Origin of the sequence: Agrococcus carbonis (assembly GCF_900104705.1) — a bacterium.
Classification (GTDB): domain Bacteria; phylum Actinomycetota; class Actinomycetes; order Actinomycetales; family Microbacteriaceae; genus Agrococcus; species Agrococcus carbonis.
Window position 1 is genome coordinate 1759183 of record NZ_LT629734.1, and the last position, 17681, is coordinate 1776863.

Annotated in this window: 23 protein-coding genes and 1 riboswitch; of the genes, 12 read left to right on the plus strand and 11 right to left on the minus strand. The window is 73.5% G+C overall.

The features are described from left to right. Positions 1-50 precede the first annotated feature (50 nt). Both BLT67_RS08500 and BLT67_RS08505 read right to left on the minus strand, forming a co-directional pair. Entirely contained in the window at positions 51-1589 is a 1539-nt protein-coding gene (locus tag BLT67_RS08500; RefSeq protein ID WP_092666623.1) for a CoA-acylating methylmalonate-semialdehyde dehydrogenase, read from the minus strand. Positions 1590-1636: 47 nt separating this feature from the next. Beyond that, the gene (locus BLT67_RS08505; RefSeq protein ID WP_092666624.1) at positions 1637-2797 is read right to left on the minus strand and encodes an iron-containing alcohol dehydrogenase; all 1161 of its coding nucleotides are present in this window, start codon (positions 2795-2797) and stop codon (positions 1637-1639) included. Positions 2798-2924: 127 nt separating this feature from the next. On the opposite strand from BLT67_RS08505, the gene BLT67_RS08510 reads away from it, so the two are divergent. Continuing rightward, positions 2925-3821 (plus strand): LysR family transcriptional regulator, encoded by an 897-nt coding sequence (locus tag BLT67_RS08510; RefSeq protein WP_092666625.1) that lies wholly within the window; start codon positions 2925-2927, stop codon positions 3819-3821. Positions 3822-3903: 82 nt separating this feature from the next. Here the strand turns inward: BLT67_RS08510 and BLT67_RS08515 are convergent, their stop codons facing one another. Beyond that, on the minus strand, positions 3904-4245 hold the full coding sequence (locus BLT67_RS08515; RefSeq protein ID WP_092666626.1) for a cupin domain-containing protein: 342 nt from the start codon (positions 4243-4245) through the stop codon (positions 3904-3906). Positions 4246-4385: 140 nt separating this feature from the next. On the opposite strand from BLT67_RS08515, the gene BLT67_RS08520 reads away from it, so the two are divergent. Beyond that, positions 4386-5366: an NAD(P)H-quinone oxidoreductase gene (locus BLT67_RS08520; protein ID WP_092666627.1), complete on the plus strand. Its 981-nt coding sequence runs from the start codon at positions 4386-4388 to the stop codon at positions 5364-5366. Between the two features lie 21 nt (positions 5367-5387). Here the strand turns inward: BLT67_RS08520 and BLT67_RS08525 are convergent, their stop codons facing one another. From BLT67_RS08525 to BLT67_RS08530, 3 genes are all read right to left on the minus strand, one after another. Continuing rightward, positions 5388-6263 (minus strand): cytochrome P450, encoded by an 876-nt coding sequence (locus BLT67_RS08525; protein ID WP_231945448.1) that lies wholly within the window; start codon positions 6261-6263, stop codon positions 5388-5390. A 90-nt stretch (positions 6264-6353) separates the two neighbouring features. Further along, positions 6354-6602 (minus strand): hypothetical protein, encoded by a 249-nt coding sequence (locus tag BLT67_RS13725; RefSeq protein ID WP_231945449.1) that lies wholly within the window; start codon positions 6600-6602, stop codon positions 6354-6356. A 38-nt stretch (positions 6603-6640) separates the two neighbouring features. Next, positions 6641-7189 (minus strand): NYN domain-containing protein, encoded by a 549-nt coding sequence (locus tag BLT67_RS08530; RefSeq protein WP_092666628.1) that lies wholly within the window; start codon positions 7187-7189, stop codon positions 6641-6643. A gap of 66 nt (positions 7190-7255) precedes the next feature. Beyond that, a riboswitch (SAM riboswitch) is annotated at positions 7256-7372 on the plus strand. A 41-nt stretch (positions 7373-7413) separates the two neighbouring features. On the opposite strand from BLT67_RS08530, the gene BLT67_RS08535 reads away from it, so the two are divergent. Next, a complete protein-coding gene (locus tag BLT67_RS08535; RefSeq protein WP_157674289.1) occupies positions 7414-7914 on the plus strand; it encodes a hypothetical protein in 501 nt (166 codons plus the stop codon). A gap of 67 nt (positions 7915-7981) precedes the next feature. Here the strand turns inward: BLT67_RS08535 and BLT67_RS08540 are convergent, their stop codons facing one another. Then, positions 7982-8293: a hypothetical protein gene (locus tag BLT67_RS08540; RefSeq protein WP_092666630.1), complete on the minus strand. Its 312-nt coding sequence runs from the start codon at positions 8291-8293 to the stop codon at positions 7982-7984. Positions 8294-8590: 297 nt separating this feature from the next. Here BLT67_RS08540 and BLT67_RS08545 point away from each other — a divergent pair, with 297 nt between their 5' ends. Together BLT67_RS08545 and BLT67_RS08550 are read left to right on the plus strand one after the other, a co-directional pair. After that, entirely contained in the window at positions 8591-9373 is a 783-nt protein-coding gene (locus BLT67_RS08545) for a hypothetical protein (RefSeq protein ID WP_157674290.1), read from the plus strand. Between the two features lie 72 nt (positions 9374-9445). Further along, a complete protein-coding gene (locus BLT67_RS08550) occupies positions 9446-9979 on the plus strand; it encodes a hypothetical protein (RefSeq protein WP_092666632.1) in 534 nt (177 codons plus the stop codon). A gap of 111 nt (positions 9980-10090) precedes the next feature. Here the strand turns inward: BLT67_RS08550 and ctlX are convergent, their stop codons facing one another. Together ctlX and BLT67_RS08560 are read right to left on the minus strand one after the other, a co-directional pair. Further along, complete coding sequence (gene ctlX / locus BLT67_RS08555; protein ID WP_092667591.1) at positions 10091-11125, minus strand: citrulline utilization hydrolase CtlX; 1035 nt, start codon at positions 11123-11125, stop codon at positions 10091-10093. Positions 11126-11308: 183 nt separating this feature from the next. Further along, a complete protein-coding gene (locus BLT67_RS08560) occupies positions 11309-11716 on the minus strand; it encodes a cupin domain-containing protein (protein WP_092666633.1) in 408 nt (135 codons plus the stop codon). A 45-nt stretch (positions 11717-11761) separates the two neighbouring features. Between BLT67_RS08560 and BLT67_RS08565 the strand changes: the two genes are divergently transcribed. Continuing rightward, positions 11762-12091, plus strand: a complete 330-nt coding sequence (locus BLT67_RS08565; protein WP_092666634.1) for a cupin domain-containing protein — start codon at positions 11762-11764, stop codon at positions 12089-12091. 180 nt (positions 12092-12271) lie between these two features. Continuing rightward, a complete protein-coding gene (locus BLT67_RS13410; RefSeq protein WP_157674291.1) occupies positions 12272-12409 on the plus strand; it encodes a hypothetical protein in 138 nt (45 codons plus the stop codon). A gap of 99 nt (positions 12410-12508) precedes the next feature. Here BLT67_RS13410 and BLT67_RS08570 read toward each other — a convergent pair whose 3' ends face one another. Both BLT67_RS08570 and BLT67_RS08575 read right to left on the minus strand, forming a co-directional pair. Next, positions 12509-13222: an SRPBCC domain-containing protein gene (locus BLT67_RS08570; RefSeq protein WP_092666635.1), complete on the minus strand. Its 714-nt coding sequence runs from the start codon at positions 13220-13222 to the stop codon at positions 12509-12511. Between the two features lie 2 nt (positions 13223-13224). Continuing rightward, positions 13225-13713: an ArsR/SmtB family transcription factor gene (locus tag BLT67_RS08575; RefSeq protein WP_092666636.1), complete on the minus strand. Its 489-nt coding sequence runs from the start codon at positions 13711-13713 to the stop codon at positions 13225-13227. Positions 13714-13836: 123 nt separating this feature from the next. On the opposite strand from BLT67_RS08575, the gene BLT67_RS08580 reads away from it, so the two are divergent. The 5 genes from BLT67_RS08580 (at position 13837) to BLT67_RS08595 (ending at position 17674) form a co-directional block, all read left to right on the plus strand. After that, a complete protein-coding gene (locus tag BLT67_RS08580) occupies positions 13837-14601 on the plus strand; it encodes an SseB family protein (RefSeq protein WP_092666637.1) in 765 nt (254 codons plus the stop codon). Between the two features lie 178 nt (positions 14602-14779). Continuing rightward, positions 14780-14932, plus strand: a complete 153-nt coding sequence (locus BLT67_RS13415) for a hypothetical protein (protein WP_157674292.1) — start codon at positions 14780-14782, stop codon at positions 14930-14932. Positions 14933-14934: 2 nt separating this feature from the next. Further along, positions 14935-15609, plus strand: coding sequence for an ArsR/SmtB family transcription factor (locus BLT67_RS08585; protein ID WP_157674293.1), 675 nt, complete (start codon positions 14935-14937; stop codon positions 15607-15609). A gap of 231 nt (positions 15610-15840) precedes the next feature. Further along, the gene (locus BLT67_RS08590) at positions 15841-17157 is read left to right on the plus strand and encodes an MFS transporter (protein WP_092666639.1); all 1317 of its coding nucleotides are present in this window, start codon (positions 15841-15843) and stop codon (positions 17155-17157) included. Between the two features lie 22 nt (positions 17158-17179). Then, positions 17180-17674, plus strand: a complete 495-nt coding sequence (locus BLT67_RS08595; RefSeq protein WP_092666640.1) for a glutathione peroxidase — start codon at positions 17180-17182, stop codon at positions 17672-17674. The last annotated feature ends 7 nt before the right edge of the window (positions 17675-17681 follow it).

Below are 17681 nucleotides of genomic sequence, written 5' to 3' on the forward strand. Positions count from 1 at the left end.
AGGCCACCGGGGCCGGCCACCGCATCCGTCGTCTCAGGCGAGCGAGCGGCTCAGTTCTGCGGGAAGCCGAGGTTCAGGCCGCCGTGGCTCGGGTCGAGCCAGCGGCTCGTGACGACCTTCTCGCGGGTGTAGAAGTCGAACGCGTGCTTGCCGTAGGCCTTGCCCTGGCCGAACGCCGACTGCTTCCAGCCGCCGAACGAGTGGTAGCCGACGGGCACCGGGATCGGCACGTTCACGCCGACCATGCCCACCTGCACCTCGTTCTGGAATCGGCGGGCCGCGCCGCCGTCGTTCGTGAAGATGGCCGTGCCGTTGCCGAACGGGTTGGCGTTGATGAGCTCGAGGCCCTCCTCGTACGAGGCGACCCGCACGATCGAGAGCACCGGGCCGAAGATCTCCTCCTTGTAGGCGGCCGACTCCGTGGGCACGTTGTCGAGCAGCGTCGGCTTCACCCAGAAGCCGTTCGGGTCGCCATCGACCCCAGAGCCGTTCGGACCAGCCGGGTCGCGCCCGTCGACGACGACGGTCGCGCCGTCCTGCTCGGCGGTGCCGATGTAGCCGACGACCTTGTCGCGGTGGGCGCCCGAGATGAGCGGCCCCATGTCGTTGTCGCGCGTGCCGTCGCCGGTGCGGATGCTCTGCATCCGCTCGGCGATCTTCGCCTGCAGCTCGTCTGCGATCGACTCGACCGCGACGACGACCGAGATCGCCATGCAGCGCTCACCGGCCGAGCCGAAGCCCGCGTTGACGGCCGCGTCTGCGGTGACGTCGAGGTCGGCGTCGGGCAGCACGAGCATGTGGTTCTTCGCGCCGCCGAGCGCCTGCACGCGCTTGCCGTGCTTCGAGCCCGTCTCGTAGACGTACTGCGCGATCGGGGTCGAGCCGACGAACGAGATCGCGGCGACGTCCTCGTGGGTGAGGAGCACGTCCACCGCCTCCTTGTCGCCGTGCACGACGGTGAGCACGCCGTCGGGGAGGCCGGCCTCCGCGTAGAGCTCGGCGATGAAGACCGCCGCCGACGGGTCCTTCTCGGAGGGCTTCAGCACGACCGAGTTGCCGGCGGCGAGCGCGACCGGCGCGAACCACAGCGGCACCATCGCCGGGAAGTTGAACGGGCTGATGATGCCGACGACGCCGAGCGGCTGGCGCAGCGAGTAGACGTCGACGCCGGTCGAGGCGTTCTCGGAGAACTCGCCCTTCGTCATGAGGGGGAACGCGGTCGCGAGCTCGACGACCTCGATCGCGCGCGCGATCTCGCCGAGCGCATCCGAGTGCACCTTGCCGTGCTCGGCGGTGATGATGCGGGCGAGGTCGTCCTTGCGGGCGACGAGCAGCTCGCGGAAGCGGAACATGATCGCCTGCCGCTTCGCGATCGAGAGGTCGCGCCAGGCGGGGAAGGCGGCCTTCGCCGCGGCGATCGCCTCGGCGACCTCGTCGGCCGACGCGAGCGCGACCTCGCGCGCGACGGTGCCGAGCGCGGGGTTGAAGACGGGCGCGGTGCGGCCCGAGCCCTCGCGGCGGGCGCCTGCGATGAAGTGGGGGATGGTCTCGGTGGTCTGCTGGCCGGTGGCCTGCTCGGTGATGGTCATCGGGATGCTCCTGGTCGTGAAGGGGTCTGCGGACTCGGGGGGAGGGGTCACGCGTAGACGGCGTGGTAGAGCTGCTCGACCTGCTCGGCGGTCGGCACGCGGGGGTTGTTGGCGGGCGAGCCCGACGCGAGCGCCTGCTGCGCCATGACCGGCACGAGCTCCTCCCAGAGCTCGCGCTCGATGCCGCGCGTCGCGGGCGTCGGCACCTCGACCTCGACGGCGAGCGCACGCAGCTCGGCGACGAGCGCGGCGGCCGCCGCCGCATCCGTGTCGGTGTCGGATGCGACGCCGAGCGTGCGCGCGCACGTCGCGTAGCGCTCGGTGGCGTGGTCGACCGAGAAGGCGGTGATCTCGGCGAACAGCATCGCGTTGGCCATGCCGTGCGCGATGTGGAAGTGCGCGCCGAGCGGGCGGCTCATGCCGTGCACCAGGGCGACGGATGCGTTCGAGAACGCCAGCCCCGCGAGCGTCGCCGCGAGCATCATCTCCTCGCGCGCCTCGAGGTCGCCGCCGTCGCTGTAAGCGCGGCGCAGGTAGCGGCCGATGCGCGAGATGGCGGCGAGCGCGTAGGTGTCGGAGACCGGGTTGGCCTTCCGGCTCACGAACGCCTCGATCGCGTGGGTGAGCGCATCGATGCCGGTGTCGGCGGTGAGCCGCGGCGGCATCGAGAGCGTGAGGTCGACGTCGATGACCGCGGCCTTCGGCAGGTAGCCGGGGCCCGCGCACAGCATCTTCTCGTTCGTCTCGCTGTCGGTGATGATCGTGAACTGCGTCACCTCCGAGCCCGTGCCGGCGGTCGTCGGCACCGCGATGACCGGCAGCGCGGGGCCCGCGAAGCGGAACGGCGCCTTGAGTTCGCGCATGTGCCCGCCGCGCTCGGCGAGCACTGCGAGCGCCTTCGCGGTGTCGATCGGGCTGCCGCCGCCGAGCGCGACGAGGCTGTCGGCGCCGTGCGCGCGGATCGCGGCGACGCCCGCCTCGAGCGAGTCGGTCGTGGGGTCGGGGATCGTGCCGTCGAAGACCGCGGCCTGCGCGCCTGCCGCGGCCAGCGCATCCGTCACCCGTGCCGCGACGCCCGCGCCGACGAGGAACGCGTCGGTGACGACGAGCGGCCGCGCGGCCCCCATCGTGGCGAGCAGCTCGCCGATGGTGTCGACGCTGCCCGCGCCGAATCGGAGGACGGGAGGGGTGTTGATGTCGAAGCTCACCGGTGCACGCCTTCGTGGTCGGTCCCGCGGGTGGCGGGGTGGTCGGGAACCTCCAGCATCGGATGCACCGATGCAGGACGCAACGACCAATACCGCAGGCTCAACTGCAGAAGTGCAGACTGGAGGCATGGACGCCGAGAACCTCCGCTACCTGCTCGAAGTGGCGCGCACCGGGCGGCTGCGCGACGCTGCGGCGCAGCTGCAGGTCGACGAGACGACGGTCTCGCGCCGCATCAGCCGGCTCGAGCAGGAGCTCGGGGTGCGGATGTTCGACCGCACGCCCCAGGGGTGGCGCATCACCGAGCCCGGCCGGCTCGTGATCCCGCACGCGGAGGCGATCGAGTCGAGCGTCTCGCGCGCCCTCGAGGCCGTCGTCTCGCGCGCGGGGGATCTCAGCGGCACCGCGCGCATCCTCGCACCGGACGGCTTCGGCGCCAACGTGCTCGTGCCGGGCATGCGTCCGCTGCTCGACGCGCACCCCGGCCTGTCGCTCGAGGTCATCACCGCGACGAGCCACGACCTCATCACCGCGCGCGACTTCGACGTCGCGGTCACGCTCGAGCGGCCCTCGCCGCGCGCCGCCGCCGTGCAGCACCTCGCCGACTACGAGCTGCGCTGCTACGCCTCCCGCGACTACCTCGAGCGGCACGGCACCCCCGCGTCCGTCGACGAGCTGCGGCGCGACCACGCGCTCATCTGGTACGTCGACGCGCTGCTCGACGTGCAGCCGCTGCGCATCCTCGACGAGCTGCTGCCGCGCGCCAACGCCCGGCTGCAGACCAACAACATCACCGGTCAGCACAGCGCGACCCGGGCCGGCCTCGGCGTGGGCCTGCTGCCCACCTACATCGGCGACGCCGACCCGTCGCTCGTCGGCGTGCTGCCGGAGGAGGTGCGCGTCAGCCGCACCTACTGGCTCGTCGTGCCGCGCGACCTCGCCGAGCTGCTGCGGGTGCGCGAGATCACGCAGGCGCTGCACGCGCTCGTCGCCGAGCACCCGCTGCTGACGCCGCGTGCGAGGTAGCCGACACGCCCCGCGCCCGATCCCCGGTCGGATGCGCGGCGCACGAAGGCAGGGCGCCGTCGCCGCGGAGCGCGGGCGAGCGCTATCGCGGACCGAGCGGCTCGTCCTCCGGTGGCGCTGCGGGGCCCGGCTCCTTCAGCTCCACGAAGATCACGTGCGTCTCGGTCGACCCGATGTTGGTGCCTGCGTGCGCCTGTGCCGGCAGCCACCGCGCCTGCCCTGCGGCCATCGCGACGTCGACCGCGCGGACGCCGGAGGAGAGCCGTCGGTCGAAGTCGCTCAGCGTGACCATGACGCTGTCGGGGTGCCGGTGCGGGGTGCTCTCGGCGCCCGGCTCGTCGCGGTACTCGAGCACGCGGACACGCTCGTTCTCGAAGACCACCGAGTAGAGCTGCGGATTCGTCGCGACAGGATCGTCATCCATGCGGCGACGGTATGCCTGCCGGCGGCGCTCCGGTAGGGGCGGCTTGCGGGGTCGGCGACATCGCGCTCGCGGGTGCGGCAGGGTGGTGGTGCCTGCCGGCCGACCGTCGGCGGCACGAGAGGCGAAGAGGGGAGCGTCGCATGAAGGCGATCGCATTCGAGATCGATGGACCGCTGCGGTGGGCGGATGCGGCGGAGCCGGTGGCGGCCGACGGCGAAGTGGTCGTCGAGGTCGCCGCGACGGCGGTCAATCGCGCCGACCTCATGCAGCGCGCCGGCAAGTACCCGTCGCCCGAGGGGGAGTCGGACATCCTGGGCCTCGAGTGCTCGGGCACGATCGTCTCGCTCGGCGACGGCGTCGAGGGGTGGGCGGTCGGCGACGAGGTGTGCGCGCTGCTCGCCGGCGGCGGCTACGCCGAGCGGGTCGCGGTGCCGGCGACGCAGCTGCTCCCGGTGCCCGAGGGCGTGGCGCTCGCGGATGCGGCGGCGCTCCCCGAGGCCGTCTGCACCGTGTGGTCGGCGATGCGCGACGTGCCGGCGCCCGAGCCGGGCGCGCTCGCGCTCGTGCACGGCGGCTCGGGCGGCATCGGCACGATGGCCATCCAGATGCTGCGCGCCGCCGGCTGGCGGGTCGCGGCGACGGCGAGCGCGAAGCACCACGCGCTGTGCCGCGAGCTCGGCGCCGAGGTCGTCATCGACTACCGCGAGCAGGACTTCGTCGAGGTCGTGCTCGCCGCGACCGACGGCCGCGGCGCCGAGTTCGTGCTCGACGTCATCGGCGCCGACTACCTGGGCCGCAACCTCGACGCGCTCGCGCTCGACGGCGCGATCACGGTGATCGCGGTGCAGGGCGGCACGAAGGCCGAGGTCGATCTGCGCCGCCTCATGCAGCGCCGCGTGACGCTGCGCGCGATGACGCTTCGCGCCCGCCCCCGCACCGGCGGCCGCGGCTCGAAGGCCGAGGTCGTGCGCCAGGCGCGCGAAGCCGTCTGGCCGCAGATCGCCGCGGGCGACGTGCGCCCCGTGATCGGCGCGCGCGTGCCGCTCGCCGAGGCCGAGCGCGCGCACGCGCTCATGGGCTCGCCTGAGGCGCCCGGCGGCAAGCTGCTGCTCGAGCGGTAGGGCGCCCTGCGCCCGGCGGCGTCAGCGCGTGGGCGTGAACCGCAGCGGGAACCGGATGGGCCCCGTGTTGCCAGAGACCGGCAGCCACTCGCCCGGGCCGTCGGCCGCGACATCCGGCATTCGCTGCGCGAGCAGCGGCAGCGCGACCGACATGTCGGTGCGGGCGACGAAGTGGCCGAGGCAGTGGTGCACGCCGCCGCCGAAGCCTGAGTGCAGCGGCCGGTCGTCGACGCGGATGTCGAACGGCACGTGCTCGGCCATCGCGCGCTCGTCGGTGCCCATCGCGTGTGAGAGCACCTGCACGATGCCGCCCTTCGGGATCTGCAGGCCGTAGAGGTCGACGTCCTCCCTGGCCTCGCGCGTGACCCACGTGACGGTCGGGTTCACGCGCATCACCTCCTCGACGGCGCGCGCGCCGAGCTCGGGCCGCTCGGCCATGAGCCGCCACTGCTCCGGATGCGCGAGGAAGGTCTGGACGGCGAGGCCCAGCTGGTTGCGGGTCGTCTCCATGCCGGCGAACGCGAGGAACACCAGCGCGACCGACAGCTCTCGGCGACTGAGCGCATCCGACCCCTCGTGCGCGGCGATGAGCGTCGAGACGAGGTCGTCCTGCGGGCGCGCCTGGCGATCCTCGATCACGCGCTCGATGTAGCCGGCGAGGCCCTCGAGCGCCGCCTCGATGCGCGGCAGATCGGCCCGCACGTTGATGCCGAACGACTTGCCGAGGTCGTCGGCCCAGTGCGCGACCTGCGGCCACTCGTCGTCCGGCAGCCCCAGCAGCATGCAGAGGATGCGGCTCGAGTAGGGCTCGGCGAACTCGCTGACGAACTCGGCCTCGCCGCGCGCGGCGAAGCCGTCGATGAGCTCGTTCGCGAGCGCCTGGAAGCGCGGCCGCATCGCCTCGATCGTCTTCGAGCGGAACGCGGGGGTCAGCAGCCGCCGCAGCCGCAGGTGGTCGTCGCCGTCGAGGCTCAGGAGCGTCTCCTGCTACCACTGCCGCCACGGCCCGTCGTGGATGCCGTTCTGGTCGGGCCACTTGTCGTTGCCCTGCCGGAAGCGGCGATCCTTGAGCAGCGCCGTGCCTTCCTCGAAGCGCAGGATCGCCCAGCCGTACGGCGTCTCGGCGTACCAGCTGTCGTCGCGCGCGGCATGCACCGCCTCACCCGTCACGTCGAACGCCGGATCGGCGAGGTCGAGGAAGGGCGCGGCGTCCTTGCCGGCGGCGACGATGCTCATGACCGGAGTGTACGTCGGCGCCGCGATGCCGACCGCGGCTAGAGGAACTCGAGCGGGTCGAACTCGTCGATCGGGATGATGCGCACGCGCGGGAGCCGGCTCTTGAACGCCGCGACGTCGTACTCGAGGTCGAAGAACTCGGCGCCGGGCACGTCGCGCAGGCCGCCCGCCATGAACTCGCCGAAGCCCACGATGCCCACCCGCCGGTGCGGGTGCTCGGCGAGGCGCTCGAGCTGCGGCGCGAAGTCGGCGTCGTGGCTCACGAGCATGACGTCGCCGTCGCGCTCGACGAGCGCCTCGGCGGTGCGCTGGATCGCGATGTCGACGACCTTGCCCTCGCCGCGCAGCGGCACCGGGCGGTAGCCGATCGCGATGAGCGCCTGCACGAACGAGGTGGGCAGCTCGTGCGGCACCGCGAGGAAGAACAGCCCCTTGACGGGCTGCTGCCACGCCGACTCGGCGAAGTCGAGCACGGTGTTCCAGCGCGGCCGCTCCTGCGGCTCGGGCCGGCGATCGAGGATCGAGACGCCGAGCGTCGCGTCGATGTTCTCGCCGTCGACGAGGAGGTAGGTGGTGCGCTCGGCCATGCCGCGACCCTATCTGCCCGCTGCGCTGCCCGGCCGTGTCACCGCATCCGCCTACACTGATGCCGAGCTCACGAGCTGCAGCCATTCGGTACCTGGCCGGCTGCACGGCAACCCTCCTCCGCTGAGCGGGGTGCCCCAGGGGAAGAGCCGGCCCGGCGCACCCGCGCGGGGCAAGTCAGCGGGAGGCGCGCGCCTCTCGCCGAGAGGACGGAGCATCCATGCACGTGCACGCACCCATCCCCGAGCCCGGGCCGACGCCCGGGCCGACCGCCTGGCCGACGCAGGGGCCGACCTGCCGGCCGACCGCCGCCCCGACTCCCGAGCCGCGCCCGCGCCCCGACGAGCTCCCGACGCTCGAGGCCGCGCGCGCCCGGGCGCTAGACCTCGAGTGGCTCACCGTGCTCGCGCACTGGTCGCCGACGTGGCTGAAGCCCTTCCACGGACCGACGGTCTACGGGCAGCTGCGCCGCGGCGAGGTGCCCGAGAGTATCGCGCACCGCTGGCTCCCGGTCGCGCGGCGCTGGCGCGACGCGGGCTACACGCCCGATCTCTTCCTCGAGCTGCACGCCGAGGTGGCGCGGCAGGACGTCGACGGATGCGCGCCGCGGCTGCGCGAGCGCGGCACGCTCGAGGCGTGGCCGTGGCGCACCGTGCCGGAGCGGCTGCCGACGACGCCGCTGCCGGCTGCGGTGTCGGCCACGCTCGCCTGGCTCGCGGCGGGGTAGACGGCCGCCCCGGGACGACGAAGCGGCGCCGCGCGATCAGGCGCGGCGCCGCTTCGAGGGCGGTGGACTACTCGGCCGCGCGCAGCTCCTCGAGCTCGAGCTCGAGGCGGTCGCGGTGGTCGCGGATGAGGTCGAGGCTGCTCTGGGCGATGCCCGCGCGGGTCTCGAGGTCGCCGTAGTCGGCCTGCAGCGCGGCGAGCTCGGCGTTCGCGGCCTGCGCCTGCGAGGCGGCGATGCCGGTGCCGGTCGCGCCGAGCGCGGCGACGACGACGAGCGCGACGATCCACGGCCAGCGGCGGGCCTTGCGGGGCTGCTCCGGTGCCTTCGCGCCCGCCTCGGGTGCGGTCGCGGTCTTGTCCTGGGTGATGGTGGCGCTCATGCTGCCTGTCCTCCGTGCGGTGAGTGGTGACATGCCGACGACGGATGCAGCACGGCGGTCGCGCGGGCGCATCCGCCATTGGAGTGGGATGGGGAGCATCGCCGATCCGGCGCGCTCCGACCCTCCATCCTCTCACTTCGCGGGCGTGCGCGGCGAGTGGGTGTCTTCGCCGTGAGCGAAGACGCCCCGTACCGACCCGTATCGCCCTCGGCCCCCGCGGCGAGACCGGGCGCACCGCATGCGGGCAATACGATCGAGGAGTCCTCGCCGAGCCAGCACCAGGGAGATCGATCGAGCATGCGCAGCGCACACGGAGCAGTGGTTCGGAGAGCGGTCGGTGCCCTCGGCGTCGCGGCCGTCACGAGCCTGGCGCTCGCCGGATGCATCCCGCCGCCCCCTGCGATTCCGCCGACCGGCCCGACCGCCGTGCCCTCCGGCCCGCAGCAGCCGCTGCCGTCGCAGGGCGACGCGCGGCCCGGCAGCGCCCCCTCCGTCGCGCAGTACGAGGGGCGCGTCGAGGCCGATGGCACCGCCACGATCGAGCTCCGGATCTCGGAGCGCGCCGCGGTCGTGCTCGGCGCGACCTCGCCCGACGGCGGCGACCTGCGGATGCGGCTCGTGGGCGACCAGGTGTCGGAGGCCGACGACGACTCGATCGGCGAGCTCGACGTCTTCTCGTTCCAGCTCACCGCGCTCGACCCCGCGCTCGATCCCGGCACCTACACGGTCGAGCTCGAGGAGTTCGCGGGCGACGCGACCGACTTCGAGCTCGAGATCCTCACCGGCACGACGGTCGTCGCCCCCGGCGAGACCGCGGCGTTCGCCTTCGAGCCGGGCATCCCGGTCGTCGCCCTCGTGCCGCTCGCGACCGGCGACGAGCGGATCCTCGCGACCTCCGACGTCGACACGCGCATGTGGGCCTTCGTGCCCGGCGCCGACATCCGCTACGACGACGATGACAGCGGCGGCGACCTGAACCCGCTCATCGCGCTCGCCGGCGAGCAGGCGCAGGACGTCGCGGTGGTCGTCGGCGCCTACTTCAACGACGAGGCCGGGGACGCGCTGCTGAGCGTCGAGTGACCGCGCCTTCTTGAGCGGATGCTCGCACAGCCCTGAGGATCCCTCGCGTCTGCCGCCGTAGAGTCGACAGTCATGACTGCGGCGTCGGGATCGGGCGGCGACGCTGCGAGCGCGAGACCCCCGCTGACGCCGCAGTCGTGGCGCGAGCTCCGCTCGGCCGGCATGGTGGCCGGCGCGATGGCGGGCATCGGCGCGACGCTCCTGCTGCCGGGCCTCCTGACGCTCGTGTCGTTCGTGCTCTTCGCGGGCTGGAAGGGCACCGAGGTCGACTACGGCCAAGCGGTGCTGCCCGTCGGGCTGCTCGCCGTCTCCGCGCTCCTCTTCGTGGGCGCGGTCTGGCTGAGCCGACGCCGGCTGCGCGCGTGGGGCGACGCGCGGCGCCGCATCACCCGCCTCGGCGTCGTGCTCGCAGCGATCGGCGGCGTGCTCGTCGACCTCGCCGTCTTCGCCGTCTCCGTCGCGCGCGAGCTCACGGGCGTCGCGATCGCCCTGACGAGCCTCGTGCCGGTCGCGGCGCTGCTCGGCATCGTCGTGGGCGCCCTCATCGGCCGAGCCGCGTGGCTCATGCTGGCGCGCCGCCAGGCGGTGCGGCCCGCGATGCTCTGACGCCGCCCGAGCCGACCGGCGCCGCCTCACGCGACCGGCGCCGCCTCCTCACGCGACCGGCGCCGCCTCCTCACGCGACGGGCGCCGCCTCCTCGCGCGACCGGGGCCGCCTCAGCCGACCGGCAGCTCCGACGCGGCCTCGACGCCGTCCATCGTCTCGGGCTCCTCGGCGATCGCCTCGACCGCCTCGGTGAGCTCCGGCTGCCGCGCCGGCCGCGGGTCGAGGTGCACGCCGGCGATCATGCAGCGCACCGAGCCGCCCGCGAGCTCGATCGTCGGGATGTCGACCGCGACGATCTCGCACGACTCCTCGATGACCGCGACCTGCGCATCCGTCAGCGACGCCTTCGCGCGCGCCGACATCGCCATGATCGTGCGGCGGCGGCCGTCGGGCCACCGCCCGGCGAGCTCGACCGCGTTGCCCGCGAACTCGCGCACCTGGTGCTCGGTGAGCTCGACGACGGTGCGGCCGTTGACGGTGAGCCGCTCGCGCACCTCTTCGCGCCGCCGCGCATCCGGGATCATCTCGAGCGCGAAGAGCGCCACCTCGGTGCCGATCGTCGCGATGACGTTGGTGTGGTAGACCGGCACGCCTTCGGAATCGACGGCGTCGAAGACCATCGGCTCGTAGGTGAAGTCGGTGCAGAAGCGCTCGAGCACATGCGTGTCGGCGCGGTGGCTGCGGGCCAGGTAGGCGACGCGCGAGACCGGGTCGAGCACCATCGCACCCGTGCCCTCGAGGAAGATGCCGTCGGGCTCGAGCCCCGAGTAGTCGATGATCGCCTGCACCCGGTACTGCGCCTTGAGGAACTCGAGGATGTCGGCCCGCCGCTCGTGGCGGCGGTTGGATGCGTACATGGGGTAGACCGCGACGGTGCCGCCCGCGTGCGTCGAGAGCCAGTTGTTGGGGAAGACGCTGTCGGGACGCGTGTGGTCCTCGTCGTCGAAGACGTGCACCGTGACGCCCGCGTCGCGGAGCGCATGGGCGACGGCGTCCATCTCGGCGAGCGCCTTCGCCGCGGTCGTGTCGTCGCTCTGGCTCGCCGGCGCGTCGGCCTGGAAGGCGTTGTCGGCCGCGGTCGCGGGGTTCGGGCGGAACCGCTGCGCGCGGATCAGGATGACGGCATGGGGTGCGACAGCGCTCACATCGCCGAATGTAGCGACGATCGCGCGCATGTTTCGGGAATCGGCGCAACGGGTCTGCGCGGGGGGTTGCCGGAGCGGCGATCCGTTGCGTCGAGGCGGGCTGGGGTCCGCCCGCCGGGCACGCTTCGACAACATCCGCCTGCCGCGACCGCGTTCCGCTACCGCGCTAGCTCCGCTGCTCGGTCAGCCCGGCCGCTCACCGATCTGCAGCCCGGGCTTCCGGCGGTGCACCGTGAGGTAGCGCAGCCCCGCCTCGCCGGCCGTCACCGCGCGGCGCGACCGGCGCGGCAACCAGACGACCGCGCCCGGTGCGAGCGCCACGTCGCCCTCGTCGGTCGAGAGCGTGCCCGAACCGCTCACGACGTGCCACAGCACGTCCTCGTCGGGGCCGACGTGGCGGTCGATGGATGCGCCGGCCGGCACCGCGATCACGTTCGCGTCGAGGTGCCGCTCGGCCTCCGCGAGCCGCCACACGGCGCCTCGCTCGTCGGCGCGGTCGGCATCGGCGGCCGCCGCCGCGAGCAGCCCGGTGTCGGCCACGATCCTCGGTGCCGGGGCACTCGCGGCCCGGCCCGCCGCATCCGTCGTCATGCCGAGAGGCTAGGCCTTCTGCGCGCGTGCGGGCATGCTGGGGCCATGGAGCTCGTGCATCTCACCCCCACCGCCGACGAGCTGCTCGCCGCCGCCCGCGAGGCGTCGAGCGGCCGAGCGGCCCGCTCGATCCGATCCGGCCGCGATGCGCGGCTGCGCCAGACGCTCATGGCGCTCACCCGCGGGCGCGGGCTCGACGACCACGTCGCGCCCGGCGAGGCGACCCTGCAGGTGGTCGTGGGCAGCGTGCGGCTGCGCTGGGAGGAGCAGGCGCTCGACCTCGACGCCGGCGATTGGGTCGAGCTGCCCGACGCCGTCCACGCCCTCGACGCCGAGACGGATGCGGTGGTGCTGCTGACCGTGTCGGTGCGGTAGCGCGGCCCTCGGGCGCGGTCGCCGACCGGCTCCCGCCGCCCCCATCCATGTGGGTGGCCGGTGCTGGGATGGAGGCGAAGCGATCGACGGGGCCGGGGCCGCGGCGGCACCCGCGAGGCGCTTCGCAGGCCGGCGACGAGAGCCGTCGCCGCGACCGAGGGAGGCATCACCATGGGACGCATGCAGCGAAGCACGCGCCGGGCCGCGCAGCGCCTGTCGTGGCAGCAGCGCCAGACCGTGCGCGACGAGGCCGCGCGGCTCATCCAGCGGCAGGACGACCTGCGCGCCGAAGTGCGCGCGCACCTGCGGGCGATCTGACGCGGGCGGGCGGCACCACGGGCGCGGCCGCGCGACGAGGGGCAGGTCGGCATGCGCCGACCCGCCCCGACGTGGCCCCGGAGTCGTCCGGGCAGCTGCTCACGCGCTCGGCGTTCCCCCGGCGCCCGTCGCGTCGCCGTCCTCCGTGCCCGTCGCCTCGCCGGTCTGGCCCGTGTAGAAGCCGTACGTCGCATCCGCCTGCCGCCGCGCCGTCGCCTCGTCGGTGCCGTTCGCGACCGAGGCGGCAGCCCACGCATCGGCAGAGCCGCGGTAGAAGGAGCGCCCCTCCCCGGTGAACGCCCACGCCTCGCCCTGCTCGGGCGTCATCGCCGTGTCGGGCGATCCCAGGTGCAGCGCGAGGCCGAGCAGCCCGCCGTCCCAGCCGACGCCCGTGGCGCCCGGGCCGAACGTCGCCGCCAGCTCGGCGGGGAGATCGGCCTCGCGGGCCACGTGCTCGAGCTCGAGGCGCGTGCCCTCGCCCTCCGCGTGCAGCCGCACGGTGAGCCAGGTCACGCCGCCGCCGAACTCCCACGTCACGCGGTAGCTCGCGCCCTCGCCCTCCGGCGGGCGGCACTCGAGCACCTCACCGCCGGCGTTCCCCTCGAGCTGGTACCTGCCGCCGAGCTCGAGCTCTCCCGTCACCGGCATGAACCACCGCGCGATCCGCGCCGGATCGGTCACCGCATCCCACACGTCGGAGACCGGCGACGGGTAGACCTGCTCGAGCGTCTGCACGCTCGACGCCTCGCCGTCGATCACCTCGCTGCGCACGCCGCGCGACACGGCGCCGAGCTGCCCCTGCACATCCACCATGGTCATTCCTCCTCGCGGGTCTCGGCGGGGCCGAAGCCCTCGCCGTCGGTGTCGTCATGCGCGGCGGATGCGTCGGCCCGAGCGGCCGCAGCATCCTCCGTCGTGCGCTCTGCCGCCCCGCCGGGTGCCGACCGGGCGTCCGCCGCGGCTCGAGCCTCCGCCTGCAGGCGCCGCTGCCGCCGGCCGCGCGCGAGCTCGGTGTCGAGCGCGGCGAGCTTGGGCATCCAGAAGCCGTCGAACGCGCTGAGCCACTCGCGGGCCTGCCGCGGACCCTCGGGGTCGACGGCGTACAGGCGGCGCTGGCCCTCGGGGCGCACGGTCGCGAAGCCCTGCTCGCGCAGCACGCGCAGGTGCTGGCTCACGGCGGGCTGGCTGATCCCGAACTCGTCGCCGATCACGGCGGCGATGGCGCCCGCGCTCGCCTCCCCATCGGTCAGGAGCTCGAGGATGCGTCGTCGCACCGGGTCGCCGAGGACGTCGAGGGCGTGCATGGGGCCATGGTTGCACGTGAACTTATATAAGTCAACAGTGATGCGATCGTCGAGACCCGCGGCGAGATCCGTCCGCTCGCCTGGATCTCCCAGCGGCCGCTCCCGCGGACTACGGTGGGCGGCATGAGCTCCGGCCACGTGGACAACGCGCGTCTGCGCCGCGCGATCGTCGCCTTCGCCGACGATGCCAACCAGCGCACCATGATCGACGTGCTGCGCGCCGCCCTCGTCGGCGACCTGCTGCTCGACGTGACGGGCGTCGACCTGCCCGAGGGCGCATCCGTCGACGGCGCCGAGGTGCCGCTCACGGGCGGCATCGGGCCCGACGGCAAGCCGGCGATGCTCGCCTTCACGAGCGACGACCAGGTCGCGCGCATGCACCCCGCCGGCGCGCCGCATCGCGCGGTCGCGCAGCCCGCGGGCGCCGTGCTCGAGATGGCGCAGCGCCACGGCGTCGCGTGGCTCTCGATCGATCCGGGCGACGACTCGGTCGCGATCGCGAAGAAGGACATCGCCTACGCCTTGCGGCACCCCCGCAACGACCGCCTCAGTCGGGCGATCGCCGCCGGTGAGCGCGGCGGCTCGCGAGAGGCCATCGTCGAGGCGCTCCAGGTCGACGGCCCGCTGCTGCTCGCGGGCGAGCTCGCAGAGGGGCAAGAGCGCGAGGAGCACCCGCGGCTGCGCATGACGACGCGCCCCGACGGCCGGATGTCGCTGCTCGCCTTCACGTCGGCACCCGAGATCGCCGCGCGTCACCCCGAGGACGGCGTGATCTCGACGACGACGAGCACCGTGCTCGAGCGGCTGCACCGGAGCACGCGCTTCTCGTCGCTCGTCATCAACCCCGCGGGCCCCTGGGTCGAGATCCGCCGCGACGAGCTCACCTGAGTTAGGGGCGCGTCTGCTTCGAGGGCTCCCGCCGCGCGGCGGGAGCCCTATCCCATGCGTGGGCGCGACACGCCGAAGCACTTCTTTTGAAAGAACCCTTGCGAAGCGAGCGCTTTGAAAGTAGTCTTTCGGATGTCGGCAGGGAACGGCCCGCCGATTCCCACCCAGGAGGCATCCCATGGCACGCAAGAGCCGCATCGCCCGCAGCGCAGACGCTGCACTGGCGATCGTCGCCGAGCGCCGCAACCGCACGCGCCTCGAGCGCGACGACCAGCAGCGCTACTACGACCGCCTGCGCGCAGAGCTCACCACGCAGCGTGGTTTGATCTGAGCATGGCCGAGCAGCGAGACGCGCAGCCCAGCGGCGGCGGTGCCGACAGCCACGGCGTCGGCACCGAGGAGTTCGAGGTCGACGGCGGGCGGGGCCTCCGCACCGGCGACCCGGCGCTCCTCCGCGCGCTCGCGCATCCGCTGCGGGTCGAGATCCTCTCCGTCATCGACGAGCTGGGCGAGGCGACGGCCACCCAGATCGCCGAGAAGGTGGGGGAGAGCCCGTCGAACTGCTCGTTCCACCTGCGCACCCTCGCCAAGGCCGGCTTCATCGAGCGCGCCGAGGCGCAGGGCACGTCGAAGCCCTGGAAGCCCGTGCACCAGAGCCGCGACCTGCGCCCCGATCCGAGCAACCCCGAGTCGATGCGCACCTCGGCGTCCGTCGCCGCGATGTACGTGCAGCACGAGGCGAACCGGATGGTCGACTTCCTGACGCGGCACGGGCTCGGGGACGAGCGGTGGCTGCCGGGGACGACGGTGAACTCTGCGGCCATCTGGGCGACGCCCGACGAGCTCGCCCAGCTCGCCGAGGACATCCACCACCTCGTCGACCGCTTCCAGGGCCGCAGCAAGGACCCGTCGAAGCGGCCCGCGGGGAGCCGCAAGGCGCACCTCTTCGCCACGCTCAACCCCGACTTCGACCTGCCCGCGACGGGCGAGGAGCCGGCGGGCGCGTAGGCGCCGCCTCCTCACCTCCATCGGGCGTCGAGTAGCCCCGTCAGGGGCGTATCGAGACGACGTCCGTTCCACCGAAGTGGTCTCGATACGGCGCCTGCGGCGCCTACTCGACCAGCGAGGGAGCGGGCGCCGGCCGCGCCTCCTCGACCAGCGAGACAGCGGGCGCCTGCTGCGCCTCCTCGACCAACGACAGGGGCGCGACCCCACCTCCCAGGACACAGGAGTCCTCCCATGACCCGCACCGCATCCGCCACCCCCACCACCAAGCCGCCGTCGCCCATGCGCCGCCCGGCCTACCGCCGCCTCATGGTCGGCTGGCTCGCCACCAACCTCGGCGACAGCGCGCTCTACCTCGTCCTCGCCATCTGGGTGCGCGAGCTCACCGGCTCCGACGCCGCGGGCGCGCTCGTGTTCCTCTTCCTCGGGCTGCCGGCGCTGCTCGCGCCGTGGGCGGGCCAGCTCGCCGACCGGGTGCGCCGTCGGCCGCTGCTCATCGTCACCAACCTCGCCACCGCATCCGTCATCCTCGCCCTGCTGCTCGTGCGGGGGCCCGAGCACGTGTGGCTCGTCTACGCCGTGACCTTCGGCTACGGCCTCTCGGCCTACCTCACCGCATCCGCGCAGTCGGGCCTCCTGCGCGACCTGCTGCCCGACGACGAGATCGGCACCGCGAACGGCATCTTCACGTCGATCGACAACGGCATGCGCATCATCAGCCCGCCCCTCGGCGCGGGCCTCTACGTGCTCGCCGGGCCCTGGGCGGTCGTCGCCGTGAGCGTGGGCGGCTACCTCGTGATGGCGCTCATGCTGCTGACCGTGCGCATCGCGGAGTCGGCGCCCGAGCCGCCCGAGCCCGGCGCCGGCTACTGGCACGAGGTCTCGGCCGGGTTCCGCGAGCTGCTGCGCGACCCGCTGCTGCGCCTGCTCACGATCGCGGGCGCCGTCGGCTTCGGCCTCACCGGCATCCTCAACGCCACGATCTTCCCGCTGCTCGAGCACGGCCTGCAGGAGGGCCCCGCCGCGCTCGGCCCCGCGCAGGCGATCCAGGGCGTCGCGGCGCTCGCGGGCGGCCTGGTGTCGGCGCTCGCGCTGCGCCGGCTCGGCGAGCGCCGGCTGTTCGCGTGGGGCATGACGCTCGTCGCGATCGGCTCGTTCGCCGCGTGGGCGATCGTGCAGTGGCCGCTCGAGGAGTCGTGGATGCGCTGGGCCGGCATCGCCCTCGTGCAGTGGCCGATCGGCTTCGGCGTGCCGTGGACCATCGTGGGGCTCTCCACCCTGCGGATGCGGCTGGTGCCGCCGCGGCTGCAGGGCCGCACGTCGGCAGCCATGAACGTCTCGATCAACGTGCCGCAGATGGTCATGCTCGCCGGCGCGACCGGCGCGATGGTGGTGCTCGACTTCCGCTGGCTGCTGCTGCTCGCCGCGATCGGGATCACGGCTGCGGCGGCTGCCGTGTGGCTCGGTCGGGGCGAGGGGCGAGCGGACGGCGCGATCGCCGACGCACCCGAGACCCCAGCAGGCATCGGCCGCGGCACGGCGGGCGCATAGCCGCGCGTGGCAGGCTGAGCGCATGACGCAGACGACCACGAGCCTCAGCGACTTCACGGCGGAAGCCCTCACCGGCGGCGAGGTCTCGCTCGCCGACTACGAGGGCAAGGTCGTGCTGATCGTCAACACCGCGAGCGAGTGCGGCTTCACGCCGCAGTACGCGGGGCTCGAACAGCTCTGGAAGGAGCTCGGCGACCAGGGGCTCGTGGTGCTCGGGTTCCCCTCGGATCAGTTCGGCCATCAGGAGCCGGGCACCGAGGCCGAGATCGCCGAGTTCTGCCAGCGCAACTACGGCGTCTCGTTCCCGATGTTCGCGAAGATCGACGTCAACGGCCCCGACACGCATCCGCTCTACGCGTGGCTCAAGCGCGAGACGAAGGGCCTGCTCGGCGGCGCGATCAAGTGGAACTTCACGAAGTTCCTCGTCGGCCGCGACGGCACGGTGCTCAAGCGCTACGCGTCGACGACGACGCCCGAGGACATCCGCCCCGACATCGAGCGCGCCCTGGCCGCCTGACGCGCCC

Excerpts from the sequence above, each read along its gene's own strand:
- BLT67_RS08500 (WP_092666623.1), bottom strand. The coding sequence starts at position 1,589 with ATGACCATCACCGAGCAGGCCACCGGCCAGCAGACCACCGAGACCATC.
- BLT67_RS08510 (WP_092666625.1), top strand. The coding sequence starts at position 2,925 with ATGGACGCCGAGAACCTCCGCTACCTGCTCGAAGTGGCGCGCACCGGG.
- BLT67_RS08515 (WP_092666626.1), bottom strand. The coding sequence starts at position 4,245 with ATGGATGACGATCCTGTCGCGACGAATCCGCAGCTCTACTCGGTGGTC.
- BLT67_RS08520 (WP_092666627.1), top strand. The coding sequence starts at position 4,386 with ATGAAGGCGATCGCATTCGAGATCGATGGACCGCTGCGGTGGGCGGAT.
- BLT67_RS08525 (WP_231945448.1), bottom strand. The coding sequence starts at position 6,263 with ATGCGGCCGCGCTTCCAGGCGCTCGCGAACGAGCTCATCGACGGCTTC.
- BLT67_RS13725 (WP_231945449.1), bottom strand. The coding sequence starts at position 6,602 with ATGAGCATCGTCGCCGCCGGCAAGGACGCCGCGCCCTTCCTCGACCTC.
- BLT67_RS08530 (WP_092666628.1), bottom strand. The coding sequence starts at position 7,189 with ATGGCCGAGCGCACCACCTACCTCCTCGTCGACGGCGAGAACATCGAC.
- BLT67_RS08540 (WP_092666630.1), bottom strand. The coding sequence starts at position 8,293 with ATGAGCGCCACCATCACCCAGGACAAGACCGCGACCGCACCCGAGGCG.
- BLT67_RS08545 (WP_157674290.1), top strand. The coding sequence starts at position 8,591 with ATGCGCAGCGCACACGGAGCAGTGGTTCGGAGAGCGGTCGGTGCCCTC.
- BLT67_RS08550 (WP_092666632.1), top strand. The coding sequence starts at position 9,446 with ATGACTGCGGCGTCGGGATCGGGCGGCGACGCTGCGAGCGCGAGACCC.
- BLT67_RS08560 (WP_092666633.1), bottom strand. The coding sequence starts at position 11,716 with ATGACGACGGATGCGGCGGGCCGGGCCGCGAGTGCCCCGGCACCGAGG.
- BLT67_RS08565 (WP_092666634.1), top strand. The coding sequence starts at position 11,762 with ATGGAGCTCGTGCATCTCACCCCCACCGCCGACGAGCTGCTCGCCGCC.
- BLT67_RS13410 (WP_157674291.1), top strand. The coding sequence starts at position 12,272 with ATGCAGCGAAGCACGCGCCGGGCCGCGCAGCGCCTGTCGTGGCAGCAG.
- BLT67_RS08570 (WP_092666635.1), bottom strand. The coding sequence starts at position 13,222 with ATGGTGGATGTGCAGGGGCAGCTCGGCGCCGTGTCGCGCGGCGTGCGC.
- BLT67_RS08575 (WP_092666636.1), bottom strand. The coding sequence starts at position 13,713 with ATGCACGCCCTCGACGTCCTCGGCGACCCGGTGCGACGACGCATCCTC.
- BLT67_RS08580 (WP_092666637.1), top strand. The coding sequence starts at position 13,837 with ATGAGCTCCGGCCACGTGGACAACGCGCGTCTGCGCCGCGCGATCGTC.
- BLT67_RS13415 (WP_157674292.1), top strand. The coding sequence starts at position 14,780 with ATGGCACGCAAGAGCCGCATCGCCCGCAGCGCAGACGCTGCACTGGCG.
- BLT67_RS08585 (WP_157674293.1), top strand. The coding sequence starts at position 14,935 with ATGGCCGAGCAGCGAGACGCGCAGCCCAGCGGCGGCGGTGCCGACAGC.
- BLT67_RS08590 (WP_092666639.1), top strand. The coding sequence starts at position 15,841 with ATGACCCGCACCGCATCCGCCACCCCCACCACCAAGCCGCCGTCGCCC.
- BLT67_RS08595 (WP_092666640.1), top strand. The coding sequence starts at position 17,180 with ATGACGCAGACGACCACGAGCCTCAGCGACTTCACGGCGGAAGCCCTC.